Here is a 12,379-nt window from a genome sequence, read left to right as displayed (position 1 = left end):
CTGGAGCGGGCGAAGGGAATCGAACCCTCGTATAGAGCTTGGGAAGCTCTCGTTCTACCATTGAACTACGCCCGCTTTGGAGTGCGTAAGGCATTATAAACCTTACGCTCTTGTTGGCAAGGGACAGACCAGCTGACTGGCGATTAATTCACCGTCAGCATTTCGGTTTGCTGCCCTGCGGCGGCAGGTAACGCAGCGGGTCGATGGCCGTCGCACGGTAGCGAATCTGGAAGTGCAACCGCACCGAGGCCGCATCAGTACTGCCCATCGTGGCGATTTTCTGTCCCGCCTTCACGCTTTGCCCGTTATTTACCAGCATCGTGTCGTTGTGAGCGTAGGCGGTAATGTAATCTTCACTGTGTTTGATCATAATGAGATTACCGTAGCCCCGCAGTTGGTTGCCCACGTAGACCACCTTCCCTGCCCCGGCGGCATAAACCGGCGTACCGCGGGCAGCGGAAATGTCGATCCCCTTATTCCCTCCATCCGCAGTGGAATAAGGCAGGATCACCTTACCGCTGGCAGGCCACTGCCAACAACGTTGCCCTACCGGTGGCCAGGACGATTGCGGCACGGAAGAAGACGGTCTCGCGGAGGCTGTTTTGGTAGACGACTTTTTAGTGGATTTCGATGAGGCCGTTTTCGAACCACCGAGCTTCAGCTTTTGCCCAACTTCAATGGTGTACGGCGGCGAAATGCCGTTCAGACGCGCAAGGTCTTTGACGCTGGTGCCTGTCGTGCGTGAAATACGGTAAAGGGTATCTCCCCGTTTGACGGTATAAACGGCGCCAGAATCAGACGATTTGCTCCCCGAGCAGCCCACGACAAGCAATCCCGCACAAAGCAGCATGGCAATACCCAGGCTATTTTTCTTCAGGCGTCCTGCGCTCAAAACCGTTCCTCGCAATATTCACAGACGCCATATGATAGCAGCCATAATCCGGATGCCAAATTTATTGAATCGGTAAGTCCCCTCATGGACCGCCTGATAAACGCTATCACAGCCACTTACCGTGTATCACAATGAGTTGATTAAACTCATAATGATACGCAAAGTGCTCATCGTCAAAGGTCGGATCCCTCTCCCGACAGACCATATTATTATCTCCGTCACACTTCCCTTTTCTCACGGCGCAACTTTGCGCTTCTGGCGTAATTCTTGCCTGATTTAACGGTTGTTCAGGAACCGAATTGTTAAATCAAGGGGACGTTTATGGATGCGCGGGAAGCAACCGCTACCGGAGAGTCATGCATGCGCGTGGATGCCATCGCTAAAGTGACCGGGCGGGCTCGATATACTGATGATTACATGATGGCGGGCATGTGTTATGCCAAATACGTTCGCAGTCCGATTGCCCACGGTTACGCCACCAGCATCAACTGTGACAAGGCGAAAAGCCTGCCCGGTGTACTGGCCGTGTTTACCTGGGAAGATGTACCGGATATTCCCTTCGCCACGGCAGGGCACGCCTGGACGCTGGATGAGAACAAACGTGACACCGCCGACCGTTTTCTGTTGACCCGCCACGTACGCCATCATGGCGATGCGGTCGCGATTGTTGTGGCAAGGGACGAGTTAACCGCAGAAAAAGCGGCCTTGCTGGTGAATGTGGAATGGGAAAAACTCCCGGTGATCACCACGCCAGAAGCGGCTCTGGCGGATGATGCTGTCCCTATTCACCCAGGCGGTAATTTGCTCAATCGCAGTGAAATGACCACCGGGAATGTCCAGCAGGCCATTGATGCCGCTGATTACCAACTCCAGGGACATTACCAGACGCCGGTGATTCAACATTGCCATATGGAAAGCGTCACTTCATTGGCCTGGATGGAAGATGACTCGCGAATCTCCATCGTCTCCAGCACGCAGATCCCACACATCGTACGCCGGGTCGTGGGCCAGGCATTGGGCATTCCGTGGTCATGCGTGCGGGTTATCAAACCTTACGTCGGCGGCGGATTTGGAAACAAGCAGGATGTGCTGGAAGAACCCATGGCCGCTTTCCTGACGCGCAAACTGGGCGGTATTCCAGTGAAAGTCTCTCTCAGCCGTGAAGAGTGTTTTCTCGCTTCCCGTACCCGCCATGCGTTCACGATGGATGGACAGATAGGGCTCAATCGCGACGGCACGTTGCAAGGCTATCGTCTGGATGTTCTGTCAAATACTGGCGCTTACGCCTCACACGGGCATTCCATCGCCTCGGCGGGCGGCAACAAAGTGGCCTACCTCTATCCCCGTAGCGCATACGCTTACCGTTCCACCACCTGCTATACCAATCTACCTTCCGCTGGCGCGATGCGCGGCTACGGCGCGCCGCAGGTGATCTTTGCCGTAGAATCGATGCTGGATGACGCCGCGACGGCGCTGGGTCTCGATCCGGTCGAGGTTCGGTTGCGCAATGCGGCCTGCGAAGGCGACACGAACCCGATTACTGGCAAACGGATCTACAGCGCGGGGCTCCCGGAATGTCTGCAAAAAGGCCGCGCGCTGTTTGAGTGGGACGCCCGTCGCGCTGAATGTCTGCACCAGCAAGGCAACATCCGCCGGGGCGTCGGCGTCGCCTGTTTTAGTTATACCTCCAACACCTGGCCGGTCGGCGTGGAGATCGCCGGTGCCCGTCTGCTGATGAATCAGGACGGAACGATCAACGTGCAGAGCGGAGCGACGGAAATCGGTCAGGGGGCGGATACCGTTTTCTCACAGATGGTGGCGGAAACTCTCGGCGTACCAGTCAGCGATGTACGCGTTATTTCAACCCAGGATACCGACATTACCCCCTTCGACCCTGGCGCCTTCGCCTCTCGCCAAAGCTATGTCACCGCACCGGCACTGCGCAAGGCAGCACTTCAACTGCGCGATAAGATCCTTCTTCACGCTGCCGACATGCTGCATCAGTCCGTCATGAGCCTGACGCTGACGGCAGGCCACATCGTCCTTATCGATCGCCCGGACTCACCGTTGCTGTCCTTAAAAGAGCTGGCGATGGATGCGTTTTATCATCCGGAGCGCGGCGGTCAGTTGTCTGCGGAATGCTCGGTGAAAACCACCACTAACCCACCGGCGTTTGGCTGCACGTTTGTCGATCTGAGCGTCGATATCGCCCTGTGCAAGGTCACCATCAACCGCATCCTCAATGTCCACGATTCCGGCCATATTCTGAACCCTCAACTGGCGGAAGGTCAGGTGCATGGCGGGATGGGAATGGGCATTGGCTGGTCGCTGTTTGAAGAGATGATCATTGATGGGGAAAGTGGTCTGGTGCGTAACCCGAATCTCCTTGATTACAAAATGCCGACCATGCCTGACCTGCCGCAACTGGAGAGCGCATTCGTTGAAACGCAGGAGCCGCAGTCGGCGTATGGACATAAATCCCTCGGCGAGCCGCCTATTATTCCTGTTGCTGCAGCCATTCGTAACGCAGTGAAAATGGCCACAGGCGTTGCGATTGATACGCTGCCACTGACGCCAAAGCGGTTATATGCGGAGTTCCACCAGGCTGGCTTGATTTGAGGATATGATCATGTTTGACTTTGCTTCTTATCATCGCGCTTCAGACATTGCCGGGGCTGTCAGCCTGCTGGCGCGCTATCCGCAGGCGAAACTGCTCGCCGGCGGAACCGACGTACTGATCCAACTTCATCATCACAATGCGCGTTACCGTCATATCGTCGATATCCATGATCTGCCCGAATTACGAGGCATTACCCTGTCGAAGGAAGAGAGGTTGCGTATCGGTTCCGCCACCACCTTTAGCGAGATTATCGAGCATCCCGTCGCGCAACGACATCTGCCAGCCCTGTGTGCGGCAGCTACCTCCATCGCCGGACCGCAAATCCGTAATGTCGCGACCTACGGCGGGAATATCTGTAATGGCGCAACCAGCGCAGACTCGGCCACGCCAACGCTGATTTATGACGCCACGCTTGAGATCGCCTCGCCAAAAGGGGTGCGTTTTACCAGCATCAACGGTTTTCACACCGGCCCCGGAAAAGTTGCTCTTGAGCAAGATGAAATCCTTGTCGCCTTTCATTTTCCACCGCAGCCGAGGGCGCATACTGGCAGCGCGCATTTTAAATATGCCATGCGCGATGCGATGGACATCTCGACCATTGGTTGTGCGGCACGATGCCAACTGGATAACGGCGGTTTTAAAGAACTTCGTCTGGCATTCGGCGTTGCGGCTCCGACACCAGTTCGCTGTCAGCATGCAGAGAGCGCGGCGCAAAATGCGCCATTGACCCACCAGACGCTGGACGCGATCGCCGAATCCGTTCTGCAGGACGTCGCCCCGCGATCTTCCTGGCGGGCAAGTAAGGAATTTCGTCTGCATCTCATCCAGACGATGACCCGGAAAGTGGTTACTGAAGCCGTTGTCGCGGCGGGAGGAAAGCTGCAATGAATGACACTAACCGAATCACGCTGGAATGCGTCATTAATGATCACCCTTTTCAGCTCAGCATCATGCCGGGGATGCCGCTCTCTGAACTCCTGCGCGAACAAGGGTTGTTGAGCGTCAAACAGGGATGCTGTGTCGGTGAATGTGGAGCCTGTACGGTGCTGGTTGACGGTACGGCCATCGACAGTTGCCTGTACCTTGCCGCGTGGGCAGCAGGAAAACAGATCCGTACCCTGGAAGGTGAATCGGCTGGCAGTCAGCTCTCGCGTGTTCAGATGGCTTATGCGACATCCGGTGCCGTGCAGTGTGGTTTTTGCACGCCGGGTCTGATTATGGCGACCACCGCATTGCTGGCAAAACCGCGGGAAAAACCATTAACCATTCTGGAGATCCGTCGTGGTCTGGCGGGGAATTTGTGCCGTTGCACCGGCTATCAGATGATTGTCGATACCGTCCAGCGCTGCACTGAGCCTGAATAATTAACACCGCATCCTTCAGGTTGCCTCCGGGTCAGTAGCGTTCACACACTCGCCCCCTGATGCAACCTGAACGCGGTTGTGCGTTGAGTTATGCGTTCAGCAACTCGTACTTTTTGATCTTGCGATAAAGCGTGGCAATCCCAATGCCTAACTCATCCGCCACCTGTTTTTTGTTGGAGTGGCGAGATAGCGCTTCGCGAATCATCTGCTTTTCCATCTCTTCCAGTGCGGTTCCGCCGGTGTCCTCAGACAGCAACTGCGCCGCATGAGCGACCGCTCCAACGGATTCCGGCGCTTTACCGTTGTTGATCAGATTTGGCGGTAAAAGCGTACTGTCGATCACCTCGCCTGAAGGGACCACGTTGACCAGATATTCCATCAGGTTGCTTAATTCACGCAGATTTCCCGGCCACTGATGGTGTCTGAGCAGGGTCACCACATCCGGTGCAATCCCCGGATAGACCAGCCCTAAACGGCGAGTATGCAGATGCAGGAAATAGTGCACCAGTAGCTCAATATCGTCCTGTCGTTCACGTAGCGGGGGCAGAGTCAGTGGGATGACGTTCAGTCGATAGAACAGATCTTCGCGGAATTTGCCTTCTGCGATAAACTGCCCAAGGTTCTGATTGGTAGCTGAAATAATGCGGATGTCGACCTGAACCGGACTGCTCGCGCCAAGCGGCAACACTTCCCTCGCTTCAATCGCCCTGAGCAGTTTAGCCTGTAGCATCAAGGGCATATCGCCAATTTCATCGAGAAATAGCGTTCCACTGTTTGCCGCCTGAATCAGGCCCGTTTTCCCATTGGCGGAGGCGCCGGTGAATGCGCCTTTAACATAGCCAAACAGTTCACTTTCCAGCAACTGCTCCGGTATCGCCGCGCAGTTGATGGCGATAAACGGTTTATTGCGTCGATCGCTGAGTTTGTGAATGGCGCGCGCGACCACCTCTTTTCCGGTGCCGCTCTCCCCCACAATCATGACGCTGGACGGACTGGGGGCAATACGGCCGATCAGCCGCTTAAGCTGGCGCATAACCCGGCATTCACCCACCAGTTGTTCAATATGCGGTTCATCGGTGGCAATCGATACAGAGGAACTGGTATGCGACTGATGGAAGGCCATCAGGAATAACTGCCGTCCCTGCACATGATGCAACTGACCAATGATCAGTTCACTTTTATCATCCCAGGAGACGATATGCTGCATATGCCCGTGCGTGAAATTACTTTCAAACGTTAATGGCCGAAACCTGACCGACTTTCCCACCATATTATTCTGCACCGCACCAAGAATTTTTAACGCGGTTTGATTCGCGAACTGTACGCGGTTGTCTTCATCAATGACCAATACACCTTGATCCATATTCTCGATCATTGTCGAAAATATTTTACTGATGTTGTCACTCCCACTCTGATCTTCGAGAAGTTTTGAAACAAAAATAGTGGATATATGGCGAACATAGTCTGAAAACTCGCGCAGGTTGTCATTGATATGTTCCTGCTGTTCATGCGTTACGGCAATCAAACTGATCACTCCTACACAGCGGTCCTGCAGAATGACGGGGGTTCCCAGAAAAGCCTTCTCGCGACAGTTATCTTTGCTATCGCAGCCTTCACAGAGCGGGTCAAAGCGGGAATGCGTCACAACCTTTTCTTTTTTACTTTCCAGTACATAGCGCAACAGTCTGGAGTTACCGCTCAACGGGCGTCCGAGGTATTTCCCGTAAGCGCCGGTTCCCGCGACGCGGCAGAGGTTATCATCGACGATCTCAACTTCGAGTTGCAAAACGCTGGCAAGCATTCTGGCGAAACGCTGAATGGTAGGTTGAATCTGCATCAAAATGGACTGCGTTGTTGCAAGCACCATAGTCTTACCTTCCGGAATCACTTAAATGATTGATCATTGAAGACATTGATGGTTCGTAGAATATAAGGATACTAACTCAGACAAAATTTGCTTTGATAAAAACACAGGCTCTTTATCATTTTATAATGAAAATATGCAAGAGAAATCACATTTCTATATCAATATGAGAATCAGCGCAGTGAGTTTATCAAACTGACGATATTTACTCTTCATCCGCGTATTATTCTGTCAGTCAGTTCATTGACACATTGCGTTATTTATTAAGCCAAACGTTTTCGTATATTCATGACGAATTACAGATAGCTTTATTCTGTGATCAGTGCCACATATTGCCTGATGATTTCCTATTTATCCGCCGTCGGATTCATTTTGGCACGCATATTGTTAGTCCCTGGTATATCGGTGATGCCGCTTGTCATTACCGCGAATAAGCCACCTTGCCGTCATTCCACTACCAGGACCTTACAATGAAAACTGTTAATGAGCTGATAAAGGATATCAATTCGCTGACCTCACACCTTCACGAGAAGGATTTTTTGCTTACGTGGGAACAGACGCCGGATGAACTGAAACAAGTCCTGGACGTCGCTGCTGCGCTGAAGATGCTGCGTGCCGAAAACATCGCGACAAAAGTCTTCAATAGTGGATTAGGGATTTCTGTTTTCCGCGATAACTCCACCCGTACCCGCTTTTCTTACGCGTCCGCCCTTAACCTGCTCGGCCTGGCTCAGCAGGATCTGGACGAAGGAAAATCACAAATCGCGCACGGCGAAACCGTCCGCGAAACGGCCAATATGATCTCCTTCTGCGCCGACGCCATTGGTATTCGCGACGACATGTATCTTGGTGCGGGCAACGCCTATATGCGTGAAGTCGGCGCCGCGCTGGATGACGGCTACAAACAGGGCGTGCTGCCGCAGCGTCCGGCGTTAGTTAACCTGCAATGCGATATCGACCATCCAACACAGGCGATGGCGGATTTGGCCTGGCTACGTGAACATTTTGGTTCGCTGGAAAACCTTAAGGGTAAAAAAATCGCCATGACCTGGGCCTACTCACCCAGCTACGGCAAACCCCTCTCTGTGCCACAAGGCATTATCGGTCTGATGACCCGCTTCGGTATGGACGTCACCCTGGCGCATCCGGAAGGATATGACCTGATCCCGGACGTGATTGAAGTGGCGAAAAACAATGCGAACGCGTCCGGCGGCAGCTTCCGCCAGGTCACCAGCATGGAAGAAGCCTTCAAAGATGCCGACATCGTCTATCCGAAATCATGGGCGCCTTACAAAGTGATGGAAGAACGTACCGAACTTCTGCGCGCTAACGATCACGCGGCCCTGAAAGAGCTGGAAAGACAGTGTCTTGAGCAAAACGCAAAGCATAAAAACTGGCACTGCACTGAAGAAATGATGCAACTCACCCGCGACGGCGAAGCGCTGTATATGCACTGCCTGCCCGCGGATATCAGCGGCGTCTCCTGCAAAGAAGGGGAAGTCACCGACGCCGTATTCGAAAAATACCGCATCGCAACGTACAAAGAAGCCAGTTGGAAGCCCTACATCATCGCCGCGATGATCCTCTCCCGCAAATATCCGAAGCCTGGCGTACTGCTGGAGCAGTTGTTGAAAGAAGCGCAACCGCGCGTGAAATAACCCCCTGAGCCGACCTGCCGGTCGGCTCTCCTTTCCGGAGGCCAAAAGGATAGGATATGTCCGTTTTCTCACTGAAGATCGATATTGCCGATAACCGCTTTTACAACGGTGAAACATCGCCCCTTTTTTCGCAAAAACAGGCCAAAGTGGCTCGCCAGTTCCATCAAAAGATCGCTGGCTACCACCCAACGCCGCTCTGTGAGCTGGATGACCTCGCCCGACTGTTTGGCGTGAAGAAAATCCTCGTGAAGGATGAGTCAAAACGCTTTGGACTGAACGCGTTCAAGATGCTCGGCGGGGCTTTTGCCATCGCCTGCCTGTTGTGTGAGAAATATCATCTTGATATTGAGACGCTCTCTTTCGAACAGCTCAAAAACGCCATCGGCGAAAAAATGACGTTTGCCACCACCACCGACGGTAACCACGGTCGCGGTATTGCCTGGGCGGCACAACAGCTCGGACAACATGCGGTGATTTACATGCCGAAAGGCTCAGCGCAAGAACGCGTGGACGCCATTCTCAACCTCGGCGCGGAGTGCATTGTCACCGACATGAACTATGACGATACCGTTCGTCTGACCATGCAGCACGCCCAACAAAACGGCTGGGAAGTGGTGCAGGACACCGCGTGGGAAGGTTACACCAAAATCCCCACCTGGATTATGCAGGGCTACGCCACGCTGGCCGATGAGGCCGTTGAGCAAATGCGCGCCCTGGACGTCACACCGACCCACGTGCTGTTACAGGCTGGCGTTGGCGCCATGGCGGGCGGCGTGCTGGGCTATCTGGTCGACGTCTATGGCCCGCAAAACCTGCACAGCATTATCGTCGAACCGGACAAAGCGGACTGCATTTATCGTTCCGGCGTGAAAGGCGACATCGTCAACGTTGGGGGAGATATGGCAACCATCATGGCCGGTCTGGCCTGTGGTGAACCTAACCCGCTCGGCTGGGAAATTCTGCGCAACTGCGCCACCCAATTTATCTCCTGCCAGGACAGCGTCGCCGCGCTGGGCATGCGCGTGCTGGGTAATCCTTTTGGCAGCGACCCACGGGTGATCTCCGGCGAGTCCGGCGCCGTAGGGTTGGGCGTTCTGGCTGCTGTCCATCATCACCCACAGCGCCAGGCCCTGATGGACAAACTGGCGTTAGATAAAGATGCCGTTGTGCTGGTCATCAGTACCGAAGGCGATACCGATGTGAAGCACTACCGGGAAGTGGTCTGGGAAGGCAAACATCCGGTCGCACTGTAACCCCCTATTGGAAAACGCTCCCCAGGAGATTCGGGAGCGAACACTGGAGAAAAGTCATGGCTAAGCACATTCCTTTTAAACTGATTCTTGAAAAAGCAAACGACTACAAAGAAGACATGACGCGTTTCCTGCGCGACATGGTCGCCATTCCCAGCGAAAGCTGCGATGAAAAACGGGTTATCCATCGCATCAAACAAGAAATGGAGAAAGTCGGTTTCGATAAAGTCGAGATCGACCCGATGGGCAACATTCTGGGATACATCGGCCATGGCCCGCGCCTGGTCGCGATGGACGCGCATATCGATACGGTCGGTATCGGCAACATCAACAACTGGAATTTTGATCCCTATGAAGGGATGGAGACCGATGAACTGATCGGTGGACGCGGCACGTCTGACCAGGAAGGCGGCATGGCGTCCATGGTTTACGCCGGGAAGATCATTAAAGATCTCGGTCTGGAAGATGAGTACACGCTGCTGGTCACCGGCACGGTACAGGAAGAGGACTGCGATGGTCTGTGCTGGCAGTACATCATCGAGCAATCCGGTATCCGTCCGGAGTTTGTTGTCAGTACCGAGCCGACCGATTGCCAGGTTTATCGTGGACAGCGCGGGCGCATGGAAATACGCATTGATGTGCAGGGAGTCAGTTGTCACGGTTCCGCCCCGGAACGCGGCGATAACGCCATTTTTAAAATGGGACCAATCCTCAACGAGTTACAGGAATTGTCACAACATCTGGCTTATGACGAATTCCTCGGTAAAGGGACCTTAACCGTTTCCGAAATCTTCTTCACCTCGCCAAGCCGCTGCGCCGTGGCGGACAGTTGCGCCGTCTCCATCGACCGTCGTCTGACCTGGGGTGAAACCTGGGAAGGCGCGCTGGAAGAGATTCGCGCCCTGCCGGCTGTAAAAAAAGCCAATGCGGTGGTCTCGATGTACAACTATGACCGCCCTTCCTGGACCGGGCTGGTTTACCCGACCGAATGCTACTTCCCAACCTGGAAAGTGGAAGAAGATCACTTCACCGTCAAAGCGCTGGTCAATGCCTATGAAGGTCTGTTCGGCAAAGCACCGGTGGTCGACAAGTGGACGTTCTCCACCAACGGCGTATCGATTATGGGACGTCACGGTATTCCGGTGATCGGTTTTGGTCCGGGTAAAGAACCCGAAGCCCACGCGCCAAACGAAAAAACCTGGAAATCACATCTGGTGACCTGCGCCGCGATGTACGCTGCCATTCCACTGTCCTGGCTGGCAACGAAATAACGATCCATCTGTCTCCCCCGGTTTACCGGGGGATTTCTGGAGTGTGCTATGCGCGTATTGATTAAAAATGGCATTGTCGTTAACGCCGACGGACAGGCTAAACAGGACCTGCTGATTGAGAACGGTATCGTTCGTCAACGGGATGCGGAGATTACGCCGCCCCCTTCGTGTGAAGTGATTGATGCTGCGGGATGCTACGTTTTTCCCGGCGGCGTGGATGTACATACGCATTTCAATATCGACACCGGCCTCGCCCGTAGCTGTGATGATTTTTTTACCGGCACCCGCGCCGCGGCGTGTGGCGGTACAACAACCATTATTGACCATATGGGATTTGGCCCATCAGGCTGTCGCCTGCGCCATCAACTGGAAGTCTACCAGGGGTACGCCGCGCACAAAGCGGCGATCGACTACAGTTTCCATGGCGTCATTCAGCACGTCAATCATGCCATCCTCGACGAGATCCCGATGATGGTGGAAGAAGGCATCAGCAGCTTCAAGCTCTATCTGACCTACCAGTACAAACTCAACGATGATGAAACCTTGCAGGTGCTGCGCCGTTTGCACAAGTCCGGCGCGCTGACCACCGTCCACCCGGAAAACGACGCCGCCATCGCCAGTAAACGGGCCGAATTCATTGCCGCTGGCTTAACGTCGCCACGCTATCACGCCCTGAGCAGACCGCTGGAATGTGAAGCCGAAGCCATCGCCCGGATGATTAACCTTGCGCAGTTAGCGGGAAACGCGCCGTTGTATATCGTCCACCTGTCCAATGGCCTGGGACTGGACTATTTACGCCTGGCGAAAGCGAATCATCAGCCCGTGTGGATAGAGACCTGTCCGCAATATCTGCTGCTGGATGAACGCCGTTATGACGGGGAAGACGGCCTGAACTTCATTCTCAGCCCGCCGTTACGCAATGTACGCGAGCAGGACAAGCTCTGGTGCGGCATCAGTGACGGCGCTATTGACGTGGTGGCGACTGACCACTGCACCTTCTCAATGGCGCAGCGCCAGCAGATCTCAGGCGGCGATTTCAGCCGCTGCCCGAATGGTTTGCCCGGCGTGGAAAACCGCCTGCAACTGCTCTTTTCTGAAGGTGTGATGAGCGGGCGAATTACCCCTGAACGCTTTGTCGCGTTAACCAGCGCGACGCCTGCCAGACTGTTCGGCGTATGGCCGCAGAAGGGGCAACTGGCACCTGGCGCTGATGGCGATGTGGTGATTATCGATCCCCGCCAGAGCCAGGCGATCCATCATGCTCACCTGCACGATAACGCTGATTATTCGCCCTGGGAGGGGTTCCGCTGTCAGGGTGCGATTGTCAGAACGCTGTCGCGTGGCGAAACGATCTTCTGCGATGGCGTCTTTACAGGGAAAGCAGGCCGGGGCCGCTTCTTACGACGTAAGCCGTTTACCCCGCCCGGCGTGGGTGAAACAGATAACTGTGTATGATAAGT

Annotated in this window: 9 protein-coding genes and 1 tRNA gene; 7 read left to right on the top strand and 3 right to left on the bottom strand. The window is 54.4% G+C overall.

Features of this window, described 5'->3' with window-relative positions; genetic code table 11:
- Position 1 precedes the first annotated feature (1 nt).
- Together JTI98_RS08665 and actS are read right to left on the bottom strand one after the other, a co-directional pair.
- Positions 2-75 (bottom strand) — tRNA-Gly (locus tag JTI98_RS08665).
- Positions 76-154: 79 nt separating this feature from the next.
- A complete protein-coding gene (gene actS, locus JTI98_RS08660; protein WP_042999392.1) occupies positions 155-892 on the bottom strand; it encodes an amidase activator ActS in 738 nt (245 codons plus the stop codon).
- A gap of 321 nt (positions 893-1,213) precedes the next feature.
- On the opposite strand from actS, the gene xdhA reads away from it, so the two are divergent.
- Genes xdhA through xdhC form a run of 3 tightly spaced genes read left to right on the top strand, consistent with a single transcriptional unit; the run spans position 1,214 to position 4,876 of the window.
- Positions 1,214-3,511: a xanthine dehydrogenase molybdenum-binding subunit XdhA gene (gene xdhA / locus JTI98_RS08655; RefSeq protein ID WP_216082131.1), complete on the top strand. Its 2,298-nt coding sequence runs from the start codon at positions 1,214-1,216 to the stop codon at positions 3,509-3,511.
- Positions 3,512-3,521: 10 nt separating this feature from the next.
- Entirely contained in the window at positions 3,522-4,400 is an 879-nt protein-coding gene (xdhB, locus tag JTI98_RS08650) for a xanthine dehydrogenase FAD-binding subunit XdhB (RefSeq protein WP_044327729.1), read from the top strand.
- On the top strand, positions 4,397-4,876 hold the full coding sequence (xdhC, locus tag JTI98_RS08645; RefSeq protein ID WP_042999389.1) for a xanthine dehydrogenase iron sulfur-binding subunit XdhC: 480 nt from the start codon (positions 4,397-4,399) through the stop codon (positions 4,874-4,876). The genes xdhB and xdhC overlap by 4 nt, the downstream gene beginning before the upstream one ends.
- 88 nt (positions 4,877-4,964) lie before the next feature.
- Here the strand turns inward: xdhC and JTI98_RS08640 are convergent, their stop codons facing one another.
- Entirely contained in the window at positions 4,965-6,743 is a 1,779-nt protein-coding gene (locus JTI98_RS08640) for a sigma-54-dependent Fis family transcriptional regulator (protein WP_042999388.1), read from the bottom strand.
- Positions 6,744-7,210: 467 nt separating this feature from the next.
- On the opposite strand from JTI98_RS08640, the gene ygeW reads away from it, so the two are divergent.
- From ygeW to hydA, 4 genes are read left to right on the top strand one after another with little or no spacing between them, the layout of a single operon-like run.
- Positions 7,211-8,398 (top strand): knotted carbamoyltransferase YgeW, encoded by a 1,188-nt coding sequence (gene ygeW / locus JTI98_RS08635; protein WP_042999387.1) that lies wholly within the window; start codon positions 7,211-7,213, stop codon positions 8,396-8,398.
- 56 nt (positions 8,399-8,454) lie between these two features.
- Positions 8,455-9,651, top strand: a complete 1,197-nt coding sequence (gene dpaL, locus JTI98_RS08630) for a diaminopropionate ammonia-lyase (RefSeq protein ID WP_216082130.1) — start codon at positions 8,455-8,457, stop codon at positions 9,649-9,651.
- A 56-nt stretch (positions 9,652-9,707) separates the two neighbouring features.
- Positions 9,708-10,919 carry a YgeY family selenium metabolism-linked hydrolase gene (locus JTI98_RS08625; protein ID WP_042999385.1) on the top strand — a complete coding sequence of 404 codons (1,212 nt, stop codon included), beginning with the start codon at positions 9,708-9,710 and terminating at the stop codon, positions 10,917-10,919.
- A gap of 48 nt (positions 10,920-10,967) precedes the next feature.
- Positions 10,968-12,374, top strand: coding sequence for a dihydropyrimidinase (gene hydA / locus JTI98_RS08620; protein ID WP_192502158.1), 1,407 nt, complete (start codon positions 10,968-10,970; stop codon positions 12,372-12,374).
- Positions 12,375-12,379 lie beyond the last annotated feature (5 nt).

It is taken from the genome of Citrobacter sp. MGH 55 (assembly GCF_016906145.1).
Classification (GTDB): domain Bacteria; phylum Pseudomonadota; class Gammaproteobacteria; order Enterobacterales; family Enterobacteriaceae; genus Citrobacter_A; species Citrobacter_A amalonaticus.
The sequence above is the reverse complement of the archived record's forward strand: the minus strand, read 5'-3'. Positions and strand labels throughout refer to the sequence as shown.